The following is an 18,637-nucleotide window of genomic DNA, read 5'->3' on the forward strand; positions in this document are numbered from 1 at the left end:
CGGCGGAATGGCTGTCCTATACGGCTTTCCCTTCTTTCTCAAAGTCCTTGCGTGACTTGCTTTGTGTCACGATGTACACTCCCAGGAATACCAGGGCTATGGCTATCCCCTTTTCCAAATTGAACACTCCCAAGCCTAAGATGATGGCAACGGTTGAGGCCACGATGGGCTGCATGTAGTTGTACATGCTCACCACAGTGGGGCGCAACAGTCTCTGCGCACTCATTATGAAGATATAGGCAAGGAAGCTTCCACCCACAACCACATATCCCGCTTGCAGCAGGGCGGCTGTGGAGATGCTGCTCCACTGTATGGAAGCCACGTCGTGGTAAGAGAACGGGATGTAGCACATGGAGGCATAGACAAACATCCATTTGTTCAGGGTGATGGGAGAGTATTTCTGCGACAACCCCTTGAATACGGTCAGATAAATGGAGAAGCTGATTTGGGCGAGCAGGCAGAGAAGGTCTCCGATAAGGTTGCTATTGCCGGCACCGGTGGTCTGGCTGCTCATGATGAGTATAAATGCTCCCATAGCCCCTACAAAGATACCCAGCACTTTCTTGTTGGTGACCGGTTCTTTCAGATAGATTGCAGCCACTATCATGGTGACGATAGGCAGCGTGGTTGTAACGATGGAGGCGTCTATGGGCGAAGTCATGGAGAGGCCGAAGATATAGACACCCTGATTGAATACCAGGGCGAAGAGTGCGGCGAAGAATATCTTCAGCATGTCCCGGTGGTCCACCTGTTCGCGTTTGCAGAACAAGGAAAGGAGCCAGAAGCAGGCGGCTGCGCCTACCATGCGGAATGTGGTTACTGACAACGCGGAAAACTCCACCAGAGCCGACTTGCCTATAGGTGCCATCAAGCCCCATAAGATATTTGCGGTAAGGGCGAACAGATGCCCTTGAATGTTCTTGTTCATACTCTTTTGTTTTTTGCGGGTGCAAAAGAACAACTATTTTCTGAAAAGAGAAAATCTTTCATTATATGATTTTTCTGGTTCGTGGGCGTAGAAATAAGAGATTATCGTGTATATTTGCTTTTAATTAAAGCAAGAAACCATGGAAGTACAAGCCAATTACATCAAGCGTATCGAAATACACGAATTGTGGCATCGGTACGATATTGCCTGGGACCTGCGTCCTGACGTCAATATACTTTCCGGCATCAACGGAGTGGGGAAGACCACTATCCTGAACCGTTCGGTCAACTATCTGGAACAGACATCGGGTGAAGTGAAGAGTGACGAGAAGAACGGCGTACACGTCTACTTCGACAACCCCGCAGCCACCTTTATCCCTTATGATGTAATCCGTAGTTACGACCGCCCCCTTATCATGGGCGACTTTACGGCACGCATGGCCGATGCCAACGTGAAGTCGGAACTGGACTGGCAGCTCTATCTGCTCCAGCGCCGTTATCTGGACTACCAAGTGAACATCGGCAATAAGATGATAGAGCTGCTCAGTGGTGATGAAGAGCAGCGCAGCCTAGCTCCCTCCCTTTCCCTCCCGAAGCGGAAGTTCCAGGATATGATTGACGAGCTTTTTAGCTATACCCATAAGACGATAGACCGCAAAAGCAACGACATCGTTTTCTATCAGAACGGCGAGCGCCTATTGCCTTACAAATTGTCTTCGGGCGAGAAGCAGATGCTCGTCATCCTGCTGACCGTGTTGGTGCGTGACGATGACCACTGCGTACTCTTCATGGATGAGCCGGAAGCCTCCCTGCACATCGAATGGCAGCAGAAACTCATCGGCATGATACGCAACCTGAATCCCAATGTGCAGCTTATTCTCACCACCCATTCGCCTGCCGTCATCATGGAAGGCTGGCTGGATGCCGTGACCGAAGTGAGCGAGATTTCATCCCTAATCCCTAATCCTTAATCCCTGGATGCGTGGCTACTTCCCTAAGACATAACCTTACTTCCTCCTATCTGGATGCCGCCCGCAAGTTGTCTCCCAAGAGGGCACGCAGGCGCATAGTGGCGTATGTGGAAAGCTATGATGACATCGCTTTCTGGCGGACGCTGTTGTCCGAGTTCGAGAACGAGGAACGTTATTTTCAAGTGATGCTTCCCTCGGCCACCTCTCTGGCAAAGGGCAAGAAAATGGTACTGATGAACACGCTGAATACGGCAGAGCTGGGCCGCAGCCTGATAGCTTGTGTAGACAGCGACTACGACTTCCTGCTGCAAGGTGCCACCAAGGTGTCGCATAAGATAAACAAGAATCCCTATATCTTTCAGACTTATGGCTATGCCATCGAGAACTTCCACTGCTTTGCCGACAGTCTGCATGAAGTCTGTGTGCAGGCCACGCTGAACGACCGGCATATCCTGGACTTCCCTGCTTTTCTGAAGCGTTATTCTCAGATTGCCTATCCGCTGTTTCTGTGGAATGTCTGGTTCTACCGCCAGCACGACACACACACTTTCCCGATGTACGACTTCAACGCCTGCGTGCGTTTGCAGGAGATAAGCCTGCGTCATCCTTACCGTAGTCTGGACGAGATGCAAAAGACGGTGTCGGCAAAGCTGTCCGAACTGCAAGCCCGTTTCCCCCACTACATCGACCGGGTGGAACAGCTGGGCACGGAGTTGGAACGTTTGGGACTGACTCCGGACAATACCTATCTTTATATCCAGGGACACCATATCATGGATTGTGTAGTGCTGAAAATCCTTATCCCGGTATGTACCGTCTTGCGTCGCGAGCGCGAGCAGGAGATAAAGCGCCTGGCAGAGCATAACGAACAGTTCCGCAACGAACTGACGGGGTATGAGAACAGTCAGGTCAATGTATCCGTGATGCTGAAAAAAAACAGCGGCTACAAGAACCTTTATCTTTATCAGTGGTTGAAAGAAGATATCATGGAGTTCCTTGAGCGGGAGGAGCAGTCGCGTAGATAAGATTGCCGTTATGATAAACATATGATTATGGAGATATTGAAGAAGATAGACGACCTTTTAATCGGGTGGGGCATATCCCCTTCCCGTGCCGACATGTTCGACCAGTTCATAGCCTTCGCACTGATACTTGCCGTTGCTTTTCTGGCGGATGCCCTATGCCGGAAAATTCTGCTGAAAGTAGTGGCACAACTGGTGAAGAAGACCAAAGCTACATGGGACGACATCGTATTCGACCGCAAAGTGATGGTGCACCTCAGCCGCATGGTGGCTCCCGTCATCATCTATCTGTTTGTCCCATTGGCATTTGTCGAAGTCGGTTCATCGGCAATGGATTTTATCCGGCGTATCTGCCTTATTTACATTATCATTACTTTCCTGAGCTTCGTCAACTCCTTCCTGAAAGCCGTTTATAGCGTATACAGCGAGAGGGAGCAGTTCCGCGACCGCCCTTTAAAGGGGATGTTGCAGACCATGCAGGTCATTCTGTGGCTGGTGGGTGGCATTGTGGTTGTGGGTGAGCTGATAGGCCGCGACCCGCTTTCGCTGCTTGCCGGATTGGGTGCTTCGGCAGCCATCCTGATGCTGGTGTTCAAGGATTCCATTATGGGCTTTGTCTCCGGGGTGCAGCTTTCGGCGAACGACATGCTGAAGGTGGGCGATTGGATTGCCATGCCCAAGTATGGCGCCGACGGCACGGTGATAGAAGTGACACTGAACACCGTAAAAGTGCGCAACTGGGACAATACCATTACCACCATCCCTCCTTACCTGCTTGTCAGCGACTCCTTCCAGAACTGGCGCGGCATGCGCGAGAGCGGTGGGCGGCGAGTGAAGCGCAGCATCAATATCGACATGACCAGCGTCCGTTTCTGCACCCCGGAGATGCTGGCAAAATATCGCAAGATACAACTGCTGAAAGATTATGTGGAGCAGACGGAGGAAGTGATTGAAAAGTACAATGCAGAAAACGGCATCGATAACTCCATCCTCGTCAACGGACGCCGCCAGACCAATCTGGGTGTGTTCCGGGCGTATCTGACGGCTTATTTGAAAAGTCTTCCCGATGTAAATCAGGAACTGACCTGCATGGTGCGCCAACTCCAGCCTACCGACCGCGGTATCCCGATAGAGCTTTATTTCTTCTGTGCGCTGAAGGATTGGGTGCCCTATGAAGGGGTGCAGGCGGATGTGTTCGACCATGTGCTGGCAATTATCCCCGAATTCGATTTGCAGGTATTCCAGTCTCCGTCCGGCAGAGATTTCCAGCGGATACTGCCTGTTGCTTCCGAAGAAAAAGGAGCTTGATTCCGACCATCAAAAAGACCTATATCTATTGTATTTCTCATAGGGAGTCATTACCTTTGAACCCTATACTGAAAGGTCAGAACATCCCTATCTTTTCTCCCAAAACATCCCCATGTTTTGGGGTATTACATCCGGGTGTTTTGGGTGAAAACATCCCCATGTTTTGGGGCAATACATCCGGGTGTTTTAGGTATTCAGTTATATAGTGAAAGGTATTCGGTCACGGAGTCTTTACCGTAAGGTATAGGCTTTGTGTGCGTAGGCTGTAGATGTGTTTCACGCCGGGTGGGAATATCTTTCGTTTTTTTGCTAACCTAATTAAAAGAAAGATTGGTATGTCAATGAATTATGTGGTCCGCAAGAAGGTGGACAAGAGTGGAGACAAGGAAGTGGTGCGCTACTATGCGGCATCAAAAGTGCTTCAGCCTGAACCGGTGAGCAACGATGAACTTGCCAAGAGACTGGCTTTTGTCAGCTCCCTGCAGGTGGGCGATGCCCAGTCCGTGCTGGTGCAACTGCCGGATATTATAGCGGACTATCTGGCCAGTGGACGCACGGTGAACATCAAGGGACTTGGAAATTTTTTCCCCTCCATCACCAGCGAACCGGTGGAACGGATAGAGGACTGCACGGCAGATAAAGTGCGCATTTCGCGTATCTGCTTCAGGGCGGCAGGCAGTTTCATGCAGCGCGTTTGCCGTCGTCTGGACTTGTTCAGCTTTCAGGTTCAAGAATTGAAGAAGGAGCTGAAGAAGAAGTAAACGGTATTTTTAGTTTCTTTCTTGAAACAGCACGTACCCCTTGAAGCAGGAAAGGCATTCGAGGGGCACGCTGTTGAAGAAGTTGTGTGTTTTTTTATAGTCTTGCGAGTGCTTCTTTTTTTACTTCACCCAGCTTCCGTTCATCCAGCTGCATTCTTTCCTGATGTCCTCGAAAGAGCTGTAGCTCAGGTTGGCGTTCACCTTGTTGCTTGTCACGGCGATGAAGTCGGCATGGGTGTAGATGCCTTCTTTGCTGCTCAGCTCGGCGGTGAGGGTGATGTTGGTCAGCTTGGAAGTGCCGTTCTTTAGGGCGTTTTCGGTAAGGGCGGTTTCCACGGTCAGGGGTTGGCCTTTGCCGCAGATCTTGGCGTTGTCTATTTCCACTTCCGTGCCGGCACGCAGACGGATGCCTTGCTTGCTGCCGCCGTTGCCGACGAGGATGAGGTTCTTCAATACGGGGTGGGCAACGGGAGTGGCGGCGTTGTTGCTGCCGTTGTTGTCGCACTCCATCAGGCAGTCGCAGTCGTAGCCCAGTGTGGATTCGGCTTCTTGGTAAGCCACGAGGTTGGTGCCTTTGCCGTTCCAGCCTTCGGTCCAGTCGAAGGAGTCGTCGCTACAGCTTACGGCTACGAGGTTGCTCACGTTTACCGAGCCGCCGAAGAACTCAAAGCCGTCGTCGGAACCTTTGTAGGCTTGGCAGTGGTCCACGATGGTACCGTTGCCTACGCCGTAGAAAGAGATACCGTTGGCTTCATGCTCTTCATCGAAGGCAAAGCCGGTGTATTCCAGACGAATGTATTGCAGCGTGCCCGAGTTGTCGGCATCATCGTTGCCGCCGTAAACGGCGCCACCTATTTCAGAACTTCCCTTGCCGCCTTCGGCATTGGTGTGGGCGCGTCCGCAGATGTGGATGCCTCCCCATGCGCCCGGTTCTTCTTTTTCGCTGGTCATTACGATGGGTTTGTCCGGCGTGCCTACGGCGTTGATTTTACCGCCCTGTTTCACGAGGATGTAGTCTGCGATGTCATCGTAGACGGCGATAATCTTCACGCCTTCCTCTATGTGGAGCGTGGCGCCTTCTTCTACGATGTATTCGCCGCTCAGCTTGTAGGTGTTTCCGGCAGCCAGGGTCACGTCGGAGGTGATGGTACCTTTCAGTATCGTACCGTTTTCGATTTCATTGCCGTTTCCGTTGCCGTCGTTGCCGTCATTGTCGTTGTTGTCGTCGCTGCTGCAAGCGGTGAGGATAGACATTCCGGCTACAAAGGCCAGAGAGTAGAATTTCCATTTCATTGTTTTCATGATTCAATTGTTTTAGTTATTATATTCAATTCATCTGTCTGTCATTCAGATTGATTCTCTTAAATCAGCTTGTTTGTCAAAGAGTGTTCTCCGTTCTCTTCAGGGGGAGGGTGGGAGACTTTATAGGTTGTAGCTTATTCCCACCTCAAAGTTCGTTCCCTTGTGGTAGCGTTCCACTTCCATCTCCTGCCCCGTGGTGGGCACATCTTGCTTGAAGATGACATCGCGGTTCAGCAGGTCGTTCACTTGCAGCTTCAGGTTGAAGTGTTTGTTCAGGCTATATCCGGCGCTGAAGTTCAACGTGTGCAGCGTCTGTTGCCTGACATCGCCCAGGCCCGACACGCCTACCGCATGGATGCGGCTGCCTTGCAGGTTGTAGAGCAGGGCGAGGTTGAGTTGCCTGTCTTCACCGAAGCGTGGAGAGTAGGTGAGGTCGGCATTGGCAAGGATGGGCGATGCGCCTTGCAGCGAACGTTCCTTGTTGGTGTAGGCACCGCCTTGGGGCAGCTTCACGTTGGTGTACATGTAACTGATGTTGGCACCCAGGCGCAGGTCTTTGACGAGCCGTTTGCGCATCTCCAGCTCCACGCCGGCAGCCATGCCGTTGTCGGCATTCTTGAAACTGTGCAGCGTGGCGCCGCCTTGCAGGTCTTGGATGCGTTCGATGGGGCTGTCGAGGTATTTGAAGTAGCCTGTCACGGAGAGCATGTCGCCGTCCTTGCCGAAGCGTTCGTAACGTAGGTCGAAGTTGTAGTTGTAACCGTTCTGCAACTCTTCGTTACCGCGGATTTGTGCCGAACCGTAGGACTCTTGGTAGAGGAAGGGTGCCATCTCGATGAACGAGGGGCGGGTGACGGTGCGCGAGGCAGAGAAGCGGATGCTGTTGGCGGGGTTCACCGCATATTTCAGGTTCAGGGCGGGGAAGAGGTCGTTCTTGTCTAAATTGCGTCGACGGGAGTACCAGTCGCCGCCGTCGCTGGCGTAGCGCACCCATTGCTTGCTCATTTCGTAGCGCAGGCCGAGGTTCACCAAGAGGGCTTCGGTGGGATAGAAATCGGTCAGCAGGTAGGTGGAGTAGATTTCGTTTCCGGCACGGTAGCTGTCTTTGGGCTGCATCACACGCTGTACCACGATTTGTCCGTCGGCAATGTTCTGCTGGTTGAGGAAGCCGTCGGTGTTGTAGATGTCGGTGATGACGGGGTTCAGTTTGTTCAGGTTGTAGTAGAAGCGGGTAGCGCTATAGTCGCGGTTCTTGTCCTTGTAGTTGAAGCCGAGCTTGAGGTGGCTGGTGTCGTTCCACTTCCAGCGCATGGCGAGGTTGGCGTTCCACTCTTCTTCGTCCAGGCTGCCGAAGTAGCGCATGGTCTCTTGGCGGTTCAGCTTGAAGAGCCTGAGGCTGCCGTCGTTGTCCCTGACGTACATCACTTGGCGGCGGTCGGGCTCTTCACTGCCGGTCTTGCTGTACGAGCCTCCCCAAGTCAGTTGCCACCTGTCGCTCTCGCCGAAGTTATGGATTCCGTTCAGTTGATGGTTTTGCAGGGTGTATATGTGCATGATGTTGTTGCTGCCGGTCAGCTCGTGTCCTTCGGCATCAGTACCTTCGCGGCGCTGATAGGTGTCGATGGCGTTGCGGGCGTAGAAGAAAGTGTAGCCTATGCGGTCGCTCCGGCGCAGGGTATAGCCCAGGTAGCCGAGGGCGGCGAGCTTCAGTTCCTGCGCAAAGCTGTCGTAGGAGAAGTCGTCCTGCACGGTGCCGGTGGCTTCGAGTGTCTTGTAGAAGGCATCTTCCATGTTCTGGTAGCCGTTGCTGGCGCTGAAGGAGGCAAGCAGGCTGAGTGTCTGGTTGCCTATACCGAAGTTCTTGCCGAAACCGAGGTTTCCGCCCAGTTCGGGCAACGAACTCTTCTTGCTGGCGGCAAAGGAGGTATCGAAGATATTGTGGGTCTTCACGTATTTGTCAAACTCCATCAAGGGCATGTCGAGGGCGGCCGCGTCTACGCCGGGTGTCTTCAGGAGCGAGCCGCTGCGGTCCATCTGATAGCGGTCTTTGCCTAAGGTGTTGAACTTCCCACCCGTGTTGAGGCTCAGTTGGAAGAAATCTTCCGGTATGTTTTCTTTGGTGCTGATGTTGATGTGCGCACCGCTGTAGTCGGCAAAGGCGGCTGCGTCATACACTTTACTGACAGTGATGTTCTGTACGGTGGACGAGGGGAACAGGTCGAGTGGCACCAGCTTGTTGTCCGGGTTGGGCGAGGCGATGGGCAGTCCGTTCAGCGTGGTGGTGCTGTAGCGGTCACCCAGTCCGCGGACGATAAGCTGTCCGGCGCTGGCGATGGAGATACCCGTTATTTTCTTTACTCCTTCTTCCACATTGCCGATACCTTTGAGGGACATCTCTTTGGAACCGAGGTTTTCGATGGCGAGGGTCGCTTTTTGCCGTTCCATTTGCAAGGCGCGTTCGCCTTCGAGGTTCTTCTTGGCGGTAACCTGCACTTCGCCCAGGGTTTGCGTGTCCGGCTCCATGTCGAAGTTAAGCACGGTTTCACCCTTTATCTCTACGGCTTTTATCGTCATGTCTTTGTAGCCGATGTAACGGACGGTGAGGGTATAGGTCCCGTTTTTCAGCTCCAGTGTATAGTTACCATCCAAATCGGCGACGGCGCCTTGTACCGTTCCGCTCACTTGCACGGTGGCTCCCGTCAGCGGTTCTTTGGTTTGTCGGTCGGTGATTGTCCCTTTGATGGTTCCCGCCGTGGCAGCCATGACGGAAAGTGTGAGGAATAAAATAAGGAAGAAAATCTTTCCCAAGTCTAATTTCATGCTCATCTCTTTTCTTTGTACGTTTTTTTAATCCGCTGCAAAGATGAGGCAATGACGTTACACCGGTGATACATGGAACATACGTTTCATTTTCAAATCTATTACGATTCGGTTACCGCACATTTTTCCGGATTGTTTGTTATCCTTATATATAGGCTGCTTGGGACGAAAAAAGTTTCTAATGGTTGCTTATTAGAGTTTTATGGCTATTTTTGTATCTCAAACCAATATTGATAAATATATGGCTGTTCATCGTGACGATAGTGAACGTTTCCGGCGTCTTTCCATCCTTGGCCGGATAGGTTGGTGGGAGGCTGATTTTTCTTCAAGGCAGTATCTCTGTTCCGAATATGTCTGTAAGTTGTTAGGCTTGGAAGGGGAATACCTGAGCTTTGAGGATTTCGGTAAAATGATACGCGAAGACTATCGGGCGCGTATCAGCCGGGAGTTCCTTGCCATTCAGAATATGGAGGTCTATGAACAGACGTTTCCCATCTATTCTACCGAAGGAGTGGTCTGGGTCTATTCGCGCGTGGGATACAAGGAGTATTTGCCGGATGGTACGTTGAAGGCTTTCGGAGTGTTGCAGCGCGTAGAGATGCCGAAGGAGGAGGCTGCGAAGCAGGCTTTGCAAAGAGTGAACGATTTGCTTTATCGGCAGACCTCAATATCCCATTCCCTATTCCGCTTCCTGAAAGACGAGGATATAAGCGCGGGCATTTACGACATATTGAAAGATATTCTTGATTTCTTTCGCGGCGGACGTGTCTATATATTCCAATACGATGAGATGTGCCGGTACCAGAGCTGCACATACGAGGTGGTGGCTCCAGGAGTGGCTCCTGAGAAAGAAATGCTTCAGGGAGTCCAAGCCGACAGCCTGCCGTGGTGGACGTCACAGATTATGGCACAAAAGCCCGTTCTGCTGGAAACACTGGGGCAACTGCCGGAGCACGCCTATGCCGAATATGAAATTCTGGCGAAACAGAATATAAAGTCCTTGATGGTAACTCCGCTGGTTGCCAATGACCAGGTATGGGGATATATGGGCATTGATTTGGTAGACCGTATCCGAATGTGGACTAACGAGGATTATCAATGGTTTAGTTCGTTGGCAAATGTCATCAGCATTTGCATAGAATTGCGTAAAACGAAGGATGAGGCTGTACGCGAACGTACTTTCCTCAGCAATTTGTTCCGCTATATGCCTTTGGGGTATGTACGGATGTCTATTGTCTGTGATGAAAAGGACAATCCCTACGGGTATTATGTGACAGATGCGAATTCTATCTTTGCCGATTTTCTGGGAAAAACCGCGTCGGCGTTTATCGGCAAGACTGCCTCGTCTTTTTCAAGAGAGGCGGCCCCCAGGCTGGAATATCTGCTTGATATAGTGAACACCGGGACACATAAGGAAATGGACATGTGTTTTGAGCTCACCAACAAGCACTGCCATGTGGTGATATACTCTCCGGAGAAGAATGAAGTGGTGGCGTTATTCCTCGATACGACAGACTCGGTACAGACTCATCAGGCTTTGGATCATAGCGAAAAACTGTTCAAGAATATCTTTGCCAATATACCGGCCGGGGTGGAAATCTATGACAAAGACGGATTCCTGGTAGATATTAACAATAAGGATATGGAGATATTCGGGGTCCGTGACAAACAGGATGTCATTGGAGTGAACTTATTCGAGAACCCGAATGTGTCCGCCCAATTGGCAGAACGTATACAGACCGAGGATATGGTCGACTTCCGCCTGAATTATGCTTTCGACCGGACTGAAGGGTATTACTCCACTTCCAAACAGCCGAAGGATGTGATACATCTTTATACGAAAGTGAGCAAGGTGTATGACAGTAAAGGCAACTTTACCGGCTATGCCATGATTAACATTGACAATACGGAACGGATTGATGCCATGAGCCGTATCTGTGATTTCGAGAATTTCTTCTTGCTTATATCGGATTATGCGAAGGTAGGTTATGCCAAGCTGAACTTGCTTGACCGGAAAGGCTATGCCATCAAGCAATGGTATAAGAATATGGGAGAGGACGAGAATACCCAGTTGGCGGATATTGTGGGGATATATAGCAAGATGTACCCCAGCGACCGCAGAAGGATGCTCGATTTCTTCTGTAAGGCCCGTGTGGGTGAAGCCAAACATTTTCAGGGAGAGATGCGTATTGAGCGTCCGGGCGAGAAGGGGAAATGGAATTGGGTACGTACCAATGTGGTCGTCAATCTGTTTGAACCGGAGAACGGACAAATAGAACTGATAGGAGTCAACTATGATATTACGGAATTGAAGGAGACGGAAGCTATGTTGATTGAAGCCAAAGAGAAGGCAGAAACCGCCGATCGTTTGAAGAGTGCCTTCCTTGCCAATATGAGTCATGAGATACGTACGCCTCTGAATGCGATTGTCGGTTTCTCCAGTCTGATGGGAGAGACCGGGGACATGGAGGAAAAAAGGCGGTATATGGCGATTATCGAAGAAAACAATGACTTGTTGTTGCAGCTGATTTCCGATATACTGGATTTGTCCAAGATAGAGGCCGGGACATTTGACTTTGTGAAAAAAGAGCTGGACGTGAACGTGCTGTGTGAGGACATCGTGCGCTTCATGAAGATGAAGGCTAAACCGGGGGTGGAAGTTCTTTTCGACCGTCATCTGCCGGAATGCCGGATTGTCAGTGACCGTAACCGTTTGAATCAGGTCATAGCCAACTTTGTCAACAATGCCATCAAGTTCACCACTGCGGGAAGTATCTGTGTAGGATATGACAAGGTAGATGAAACTCGTTTACGTTTTTATGTGGCCGATACGGGCATTGGCATCGAGCCGGAAATGCAGGATCAGATATTCGGTCGTTTTATAAAGCTGAATACGTTTGTACATGGTACGGGTCTGGGGCTTTCTATCAGCAAGAGTATTATAGAACAGTTGGGTGGCACAATCGGTGTGGACAGTGAGCCGGGGAAAGGCTCATGCTTTTGGTTTATGCTGCCGGTTGTATAGTATGAAAATATGCCCAAATACACACTCACCACAGATTATGCAGATTAATATAACTCAAAGCTCTTGATTATCAGAACTTCTAAAGATAATTTGTGTCAATCTGCGTAATCTGTGGTGAGTGATGATACCCTCCGGTTATAATCCGAATGAGAACTTATCGATGGATTGATATACCACACTTGCAATGCTCAGTACCACAATACCCAGCGTGCAAATGGCCAGGCTGGCACGTGTATAGTTGTCGCTGCGGAATGCTGCAATCGGTTCGTCGCTCTTGTTGATGTACATTGCCTTTACAATCTTCAGATAGTAATAAAGCGAGATGATTGTATTGATAAGGGCAATGAATACCAGCAGATGGAAGCCGCCTTCGAAAGCTGCCGCAAAGATGAAGAACTTCGAGAAGAAGCCCGCAAACGGCGGGATGCCTGCCAGAGAGAACAGTGCCAGCGTCATCAAGAACGCCAACTTCGGATTAGTGGTATACAGCCCGTTATAGTCTTCAAGTGTGAACTTGCCTGCCCGCAGTGCCACAATCGTGATAACGGTAAATACGGCAAGATTGGCGAACATATATATCAGCACGTAGTATACCAGCGACGTCATACCTTGTGCGCTTCCGCTGATGACACCCAGCATGATGTAACCTGCTTGCGAGATACTGGAGAAAGCCATCAACCGCTTCAGGTTCTGCTGGCGCAGGGCGAAGAGGTTGGCGATTGTGATGGAGGCGATGATAACCCAGTACAGCACTTCCTGCCATTGCTCCACCATCGGAGCGAATACCTTGATGAGGATAGTCATCAGTACGAAAGCGGCAGAGCCTTTAGAGATGACACTCAGATAGGCTGTCACCGTGCTTGGAGCACCTTCGTAAACGTCTGCTGTCCAAAGATGGAAAGGCACCAGTGATATTTTGAATCCCATGCCAGAGAAGAAGAATACGAATGCCATAATCTGCAACGGGTCACCGGTGAGGCGTGCCGGTATGTCGGCAAAGTAGAGAGTGCCTACCGTACCGTAAATCAAAGATAATCCGTATAGCAGCAATCCGCTGGAGAACAGTGCCGTGAGAATATATTTGGCACCTGCCTCGGCAGAGTGATGGCGGTATTTGTCGAAGGCAACCAATGCTGCCATTGGGATACTTGCCGTTTCCAGGCCGATAAAGAACATCAGGAAGTGGCCGGCGGAAATCATGAAGTACATACCCAGCAGGGTGGAAAGTGTCAGAATGTAGAACTCACCTTGTTTGATGGCAGTGTCCGGACGGCGCATCCATTCGTGGGCCATCAGGAATACAATCAGTGTACCTATACTGAGGATGGATTTCACGATGCTTTGTATAGGCTGGTTGTGGTACATGCCGCCAAAGGCATCGGCCATAGGACCGGGAACGATGGTGATAAGTGTATGTATGGTCAGCAGAACAACTGGCAGCATTGTGTTCAGCACCGGTTTGCCGTCATTCTTGTGTGCATCCGGACTCATGAAGAGGTCGGCGACAAAAAGGATGACGATGACCAATATCAGCGAAAGCTCTTCTTTGAGCAGGAGGAATTGAGAATAATCCATGACTATGTATTTATTGTTTTACAATTTTCTATTTACAATTTACAGTGCATTAACTATCGGCAATACGCTGTCTCCAATCATGCCGCTAATCCACCATGGTGCCATACCAAGGGCGGCAACGCATGCTATGAGGATAATGACCGCTGTGCGTTCATCCCAGGTAGCGTCGCTCAAAGTGAGGTGATGTTTGTTAGTGCAGGTGCCATAGAGAATCTTTCCTACCAGTCGCAGGATATAGACTGCTGTAATCACGATGGAACTGCATGCAATGACTGTCCACACGCGGTGGAACGTATCGGGATGCTGGAACGAACCGGTGAAGATGGTCATTTCGGCAATGAAACCGCTGAGTCCGGGTAATCCCAGATTGGCAAGACCGGCGATTACATAGCAGACAGCCAGGAAAGGCATAATCTTCATCAGACCGGAGAGTTCGCGGACGTCACGCGTATGGGTACGTCCGTATATCATACCGATAAGGGCGAAGAACAAGGCTGTCATCAGTCCGTGAGAGAGCATCTGCAGAACAGCACCCGTGCAAGCTGTTTGGTTCATCATCAGAATGGCGAACAACACCAGACCGCAATGGCTGACGGAAGAGTAGGCGTTGATATACTTCAAGTCGGTTTGTACACAAGCGGAGAATGCGCCGTATACTACGGAGATTCCGGTAAGAATCAGGAATATCCATCCCAGTTCCTGTGCAGCTTCGGGCATCAGGTACATGGCTATGCGGAAACAACCGTAACCTCCCAGCTTCATCAATACACCGGCATGGAGCATGGATACGGCAGTCGGTGCGGAGGCGTGACCGTCGGGGCTCCATGTGTGGAACGGGAACAGAGCGCCCAGCACACCGAAACCGAGGAAAGTGAGCGGGAACCAGATACGTTGCTGTTCGATGGGAATATTGTGCATCTGTGCTATTTCCAATAGATTCATAGAGGTGGCTCCGGCACCGTAGTAGATACCCAGGATACCGATAAGCAGGAAGGCGGAGCCGCCCATCAGCATCAGTGTCAGCTTCATGGCAGAGTACTCCTTGCGTCCCGACCCCCATACACCGATAAGCAGATACATGGGAATGAGGGCTACCTCGTAGAACATGAACATGGTGAACAAGTCTATTGAGATGAAGAACCCGAACACACCGATGGAAAGGAAGGTGAACCAAAGGAAATATTCTTTAGTCAGCGGTTGCAGCCTCCAGGAGGCGAATGTTCCGGTAAAGACAATGATGGCCGAAAGCAGCAGCATGGCTACCGAAATACCGTCTACTCCTACCGAATAGTGGATGTTGAGTGCAGGATACCAGGCCATGTCGGCACGGAACAGCATTTCATCCGTGGCACCGGCGTGGCGTGCATTGAGGTACATTACGGTCAATGCTGCAGAAAGAACCAGCAGAGCCGATGCACCGGTCACCATCACCGCACGTATTTGTGCGATGTTGCGGCTGAGCCAAAGACCCAGCAACATCAGCAAGGGGATGAGTACAAATAATGATAAAAAGTTCATCTTTATATTTATGATTTAACGATTTACGATTTACGATTGAAAGATCTCGGGTTATAGCAATAGTAGCAGTATCAATGCCAGCGTGCCCAGCAGGAATACAAATGTATATTGCTGGATGCGTCCGCTCTGCAGACCGCGTATCTCGTCACTGGTAGCCTCGGCACTCCAGGCAAGGAAGTTGAAGAAGCCGTCGACCACGTGGCGGTCCCACCAGGCGATGGGGCGGCAGATGCAGCCGAAGATGATGCGGTGGGTGATGAACTGGTAAACTTCATCCAGGTAGAAGCGGTGGTAAGCTGCTGTCCATAGGCCTTTGAAACGGCGTGCCAGTGCGTTGGCAACGGGCTGCCGGCTACCTGCATAGATGTAGGTGGCAATGGCTATGGCAACCACTGCTACGACGATACTTGTACCTGCCACACTCCAATCAAGATGGATGCTATATGCTTCACCGTTGGAACTGATGAAGTGTCCGAAAGGAATGAAACCGGCAACTATCGTAACAACAGCCAGGAGCATCAGGGGCAAGGTCATCGCCAGTGGACTCTCGTGGGGGTGAGGCACGTGGCTGTCGCCCCCATCACTTGCCGACTTTTGTCCCGGCTCTGAGCCGGCCCAAAAGATACCATAATAAAGACGGAACATATAGAATGCTGTCATACCTGCAATCACTGTCATAATCCATCCCATAGTGGGGCTGAACTGGAAGCATGCCGTCAGGATTTCATCTTTGGAGAAGAATCCGGAGAACGGCGGGATACCTGCAATGGCAAGGCAGGCGATGAGGAACGTGATATGCGTAATGGGCATATACTTCCGCAGTCCGCCCATGGCAGACATCTCGTTACTGTGTACGGTATGGATGATGCTACCCGCTCCGAGGAACAGCAATGCCTTGAACATGGCATGTGTGAACAAGTGGAACATGCCTGCCATGTAGCCCAGTCCCCCTTCGTGCGGGTCGGCTGATGTACATACACCCAGCGCCACCATCATGAAACCGATTTGGGAGATGGTGGAGAATGCCAGTACACGTTTGATATCACTCTGCACACATGCCACACTGGCGGCATAGAATGCCGTGAAAGCTCCTACGTATGCCACGATGTGCAGCACGCTGGGAGCATACTCTATGAACAACGGGAACATGCGTGCCACCAGATAGACCCCTGCAACCACCATCGTGGCGGCATGAATCAGTGCACTGACTGGCGTAGGACCTTCCATGGCATCGGGCAGCCAGATGTGCAACGGGAACATGGCACTCTTTCCGGCGCCACCGATGAACATCAGTCCCAAGGCAAGCGGAATCATGGCCGCACCGCCCTTTGCCAGCGCCATCTCATTGGGGCTGAAGGTGTATGTGCCGGCATAATATCCATAGACAAGGATACCTATAAGGAAACCTAGGTCAGCAAAACGGGTAACGATAAATGCTTTCTTCGAAGCAGCAATAGCTGCGGGTTTCGTATAGTAGAAACCAATCAGCAGGTAGGAGGACACGCCCACCAACTCCCAGAAAAGATACATCTGGAAGATATTCGTAGCCACTACCAGTCCGAGCATGGACATGGTGAAGAGCGACAAGAAGGCGTAGTAGCGCTGGAAACCGCGTTCGCCCTTCATGTAACCGAAAGAGTATATGTGTACTAGCAGCGAAACGGTGCTGATGACTACGAGCATCATGACCGAAATCGGGTCAAGCAGAATGCCCATGTCGATACTGAGGCTTTCTGTGAAGGGCAGCCATTTGAAGTTATAGGGCATCAGCGTCTCGTACGTACCGTCAGCAAGGCGGGGAGCGCTGAAGTACATTCCTGCGGTGAGATAGGAAAGCACTGCGACCAGGCCCAGTACTGCAGTTCCGATAAGGCCGGCAATGCGGTGCGACATCCATTTACCTCCAAGTCCCAGGGCGAGGAAAGAGAGGAAAGGGAGCAGAAGGATTAATATTGTATATTCCATATATACTATGTTTATCAATTATTACTATTCAAGAAACATCGTTTGGCGATTTTGGCTCTTACCATTTCATCTCATCCAGTTTGTTCACCTGGATGCTGCGGATGTTACGGTAGATGTTGATCATGATGGCAATGGCTACAGCCGTTTCGGCCGCCGAGATGGCAATGGAGAATAAAGAGAAGAAATATCCTTCCAGTCCTCCAGGGAATAAGAAACGGTTGAACACCGCAAAGTTGATGTCCGTGGCATTCAGAATCAGCTCGATGCTGATAAGTATCGCCAGTGTGTTGCGGCGGGTAAAGAACCCATAGATGCCTGCGAAGAACATGATAGCCGAAACTATCAGATAATATTCCATGTGTATCATAATTCTTATCTTTTACGTGCTATTAATAATCCGCCTACGATACATGCCAATAATAAAATGCTGACAGCTTCGAAGGGAAGCAGATAACCATACTTGTCACCGCTCAGCATGTGGTGACCGATGGTCTTGATGTTGACTTCCAAAGGCTCCACGTCGGTAGTGGCAATGAACTTATGCTTTAAAGTGATGAATACTACGATGATGGCACCGCCCACGGTGGCACCCAGTCCGGCAAGGAATCTGCTACGCTTTAACTTCTCGATGACATCGCCTTCGCCACTGGTAAGCAGTATGGAGAAGACGTAGAGTACCACGATACCGCCGGCATAGACCATAATCTGCACGGAACCGAGGAAGGTGTAACCCAGCAGAAAGTAGATGCCTGCCGTACCGAAAAGCACGAACAGCAGGTAGGTGGCCGAGCGCACCATGCGGTGGGTCGTTACCGTCAAGATGGAAAATACGGTGATAAAGGCCGCAAGGAAGTAGAATACTACTGTTTCAAGAGTTATTTCCATGTTGTTTAATTACAAGTTACTATTAACGAATTACTTTGTTGTCTCTTCTTTGGGAGCAGCGGGTTTCTTTTTTTCTTCTACATGGCTGCCCGGACGGTTCAGCGTCATGACCAGTTTCGTGCGGTCGAACACAGCATGCTCAAAATCCTGGTCGAACGTGATGGCATCGTGAGGGCAGGCATTCACACAGAGTTGGCAGAACATGCACGAACCGAGGTCGTACTCGTACTTAGCCAATATCTTCTTTTTCTTGCCGTCTTCCGTTTCAATCATCTCGCCGGTCACCTTGATGGTGTCGTTGGGACAAGCCATCTGGCACAAGCCGCAAGCCACGCACCGATGTTCATTTTTGTCATTATGGGGCATGGTCAGCGTGCCACGGAAACGGTCGGAGAGTTTCAATGTCGAGCGGTTTTCCGGATATTGTTCGGTAGTCTTTCGTCGGCAGAATACGGTCATGGTTGTCTTCATACCCGTCAGCAGAGAAGTGACGCCGTGTATGAGTCCGCCGATATAAGAGTTCTTTTCTTTCATTACTTTTGCCTTTATTAAAATTAT

General features: G+C 50.6%; 14 protein-coding genes. 5 read left to right on the forward strand and 9 right to left on the reverse strand.

Translation table 11 applies throughout. The annotated features are described in order from the left end of the window. Window positions 1–16 precede the first annotated feature (16 nt). Window positions 17–928, reverse strand: coding sequence for a DMT family transporter (locus JXR92_RS07195; RefSeq protein WP_138345877.1), 912 nt, complete (start codon window positions 926–928; stop codon window positions 17–19). 139 nt (window positions 929–1,067) lie between these two features. Between JXR92_RS07195 and JXR92_RS07200 the strand changes: the two genes are divergently transcribed. The 4 genes from JXR92_RS07200 (at window position 1,068) to JXR92_RS07215 (ending at window position 4,989) form a co-directional block, all read left to right on the forward strand. Beyond that, the gene (locus JXR92_RS07200) at window positions 1,068–1,898 is read left to right on the forward strand and encodes an AAA family ATPase (protein ID WP_119961794.1); all 831 of its coding nucleotides are present in this window, start codon (window positions 1,068–1,070) and stop codon (window positions 1,896–1,898) included. A gap of 11 nt (window positions 1,899–1,909) precedes the next feature. Continuing rightward, window positions 1,910–2,923: a DUF4435 domain-containing protein gene (locus JXR92_RS07205; RefSeq protein WP_119961795.1), complete on the forward strand. Its 1,014-nt coding sequence runs from the start codon at window positions 1,910–1,912 to the stop codon at window positions 2,921–2,923. A gap of 27 nt (window positions 2,924–2,950) precedes the next feature. After that, window positions 2,951–4,228 carry a mechanosensitive ion channel family protein gene (locus tag JXR92_RS07210; RefSeq protein WP_165853602.1) on the forward strand — a complete coding sequence of 426 codons (1,278 nt, stop codon included), beginning with the start codon at window positions 2,951–2,953 and terminating at the stop codon, window positions 4,226–4,228. Window positions 4,229–4,563: 335 nt separating this feature from the next. Beyond that, the gene (locus tag JXR92_RS07215; protein WP_087332919.1) at window positions 4,564–4,989 is read left to right on the forward strand and encodes an HU family DNA-binding protein; all 426 of its coding nucleotides are present in this window, start codon (window positions 4,564–4,566) and stop codon (window positions 4,987–4,989) included. A 120-nt stretch (window positions 4,990–5,109) separates the two neighbouring features. Here JXR92_RS07215 and JXR92_RS07220 read toward each other — a convergent pair whose 3' ends face one another. Both JXR92_RS07220 and JXR92_RS07225 read right to left on the reverse strand, forming a co-directional pair. Beyond that, window positions 5,110–6,291 (reverse strand): hypothetical protein, encoded by a 1,182-nt coding sequence (locus tag JXR92_RS07220; protein ID WP_138345879.1) that lies wholly within the window; start codon window positions 6,289–6,291, stop codon window positions 5,110–5,112. Window positions 6,292–6,411: 120 nt separating this feature from the next. Next, window positions 6,412–9,117, reverse strand: a complete 2,706-nt coding sequence (locus tag JXR92_RS07225) for a TonB-dependent receptor (protein ID WP_117599321.1) — start codon at window positions 9,115–9,117, stop codon at window positions 6,412–6,414. Window positions 9,118–9,352: 235 nt separating this feature from the next. On the opposite strand from JXR92_RS07225, the gene JXR92_RS07230 reads away from it, so the two are divergent. After that, complete coding sequence (locus JXR92_RS07230; protein ID WP_138345881.1) at window positions 9,353–12,136, forward strand: sensor histidine kinase; 2,784 nt, start codon at window positions 9,353–9,355, stop codon at window positions 12,134–12,136. 135 nt (window positions 12,137–12,271) lie between these two features. On the opposite strand, the gene JXR92_RS07235 is transcribed toward JXR92_RS07230, so the two are convergent. From JXR92_RS07235 to JXR92_RS07260, 6 genes are read right to left on the reverse strand one after another with little or no spacing between them, the layout of a single operon-like run. Then, window positions 12,272–13,711 carry an NADH-quinone oxidoreductase subunit N gene (locus JXR92_RS07235; protein WP_117599323.1) on the reverse strand — a complete coding sequence of 480 codons (1,440 nt, stop codon included), beginning with the start codon at window positions 13,709–13,711 and terminating at the stop codon, window positions 12,272–12,274. Window positions 13,712–13,750: 39 nt separating this feature from the next. Next, entirely contained in the window at window positions 13,751–15,229 is a 1,479-nt protein-coding gene (locus JXR92_RS07240; RefSeq protein ID WP_117964860.1) for a complex I subunit 4 family protein, read from the reverse strand. Window positions 15,230–15,280: 51 nt separating this feature from the next. Beyond that, window positions 15,281–17,194 (reverse strand): NADH-quinone oxidoreductase subunit L, encoded by a 1,914-nt coding sequence (nuoL, locus tag JXR92_RS07245; RefSeq protein WP_119961798.1) that lies wholly within the window; start codon window positions 17,192–17,194, stop codon window positions 15,281–15,283. A gap of 58 nt (window positions 17,195–17,252) precedes the next feature. Beyond that, complete coding sequence (gene nuoK, locus JXR92_RS07250; protein ID WP_005823972.1) at window positions 17,253–17,561, reverse strand: NADH-quinone oxidoreductase subunit NuoK; 309 nt, start codon at window positions 17,559–17,561, stop codon at window positions 17,253–17,255. A gap of 5 nt (window positions 17,562–17,566) precedes the next feature. Next, window positions 17,567–18,079, reverse strand: coding sequence for an NADH-quinone oxidoreductase subunit J family protein (locus tag JXR92_RS07255; protein ID WP_005823970.1), 513 nt, complete (start codon window positions 18,077–18,079; stop codon window positions 17,567–17,569). Between the two features lie 30 nt (window positions 18,080–18,109). Further along, window positions 18,110–18,613, reverse strand: a complete 504-nt coding sequence (locus JXR92_RS07260; RefSeq protein WP_117599326.1) for a 4Fe-4S binding protein — start codon at window positions 18,611–18,613, stop codon at window positions 18,110–18,112. Between the last annotated feature and the right edge of the window lie 24 nt (window positions 18,614–18,637).

It is taken from the genome of Bacteroides parvus (genome assembly GCF_017309675.2).
In the GTDB taxonomy this organism is placed as follows: domain Bacteria; phylum Bacteroidota; class Bacteroidia; order Bacteroidales; family Bacteroidaceae; genus Bacteroides; species Bacteroides uniformis.

What these genes read in the sequence shown, in the direction of transcription:
- JXR92_RS07195 (WP_138345877.1), bottom strand. Translation starts at nt 928, where the DNA reads ATGAACAAGAACATTCAAGGGCATCTGTTCGCCCTTACCGCAAATATC.
- JXR92_RS07200 (WP_119961794.1), top strand. Translation starts at nt 1,068, where the DNA reads ATGGAAGTACAAGCCAATTACATCAAGCGTATCGAAATACACGAATTG.
- JXR92_RS07210 (WP_165853602.1), top strand. Translation starts at nt 2,951, where the DNA reads ATGGAGATATTGAAGAAGATAGACGACCTTTTAATCGGGTGGGGCATA.
- JXR92_RS07215 (WP_087332919.1), top strand. Translation starts at nt 4,564, where the DNA reads ATGTCAATGAATTATGTGGTCCGCAAGAAGGTGGACAAGAGTGGAGAC.
- JXR92_RS07220 (WP_138345879.1), bottom strand. Translation starts at nt 6,291, where the DNA reads ATGAAAACAATGAAATGGAAATTCTACTCTCTGGCCTTTGTAGCCGGA.
- JXR92_RS07225 (WP_117599321.1), bottom strand. Translation starts at nt 9,117, where the DNA reads ATGAGCATGAAATTAGACTTGGGAAAGATTTTCTTCCTTATTTTATTC.
- JXR92_RS07230 (WP_138345881.1), top strand. Translation starts at nt 9,353, where the DNA reads ATGGCTGTTCATCGTGACGATAGTGAACGTTTCCGGCGTCTTTCCATC.
- JXR92_RS07235 (WP_117599323.1), bottom strand. Translation starts at nt 13,711, where the DNA reads ATGGATTATTCTCAATTCCTCCTGCTCAAAGAAGAGCTTTCGCTGATA.
- JXR92_RS07240 (WP_117964860.1), bottom strand. Translation starts at nt 15,229, where the DNA reads ATGAACTTTTTATCATTATTTGTACTCATCCCCTTGCTGATGTTGCTG.
- nuoL (WP_119961798.1), bottom strand. Translation starts at nt 17,194, where the DNA reads ATGGAATATACAATATTAATCCTTCTGCTCCCTTTCCTCTCTTTCCTC.
- nuoK (WP_005823972.1), bottom strand. Translation starts at nt 17,561, where the DNA reads ATGATACACATGGAATATTATCTGATAGTTTCGGCTATCATGTTCTTC.
- JXR92_RS07255 (WP_005823970.1), bottom strand. Translation starts at nt 18,079, where the DNA reads ATGGAAATAACTCTTGAAACAGTAGTATTCTACTTCCTTGCGGCCTTT.
- JXR92_RS07260 (WP_117599326.1), bottom strand. Translation starts at nt 18,613, where the DNA reads ATGAAAGAAAAGAACTCTTATATCGGCGGACTCATACACGGCGTCACT.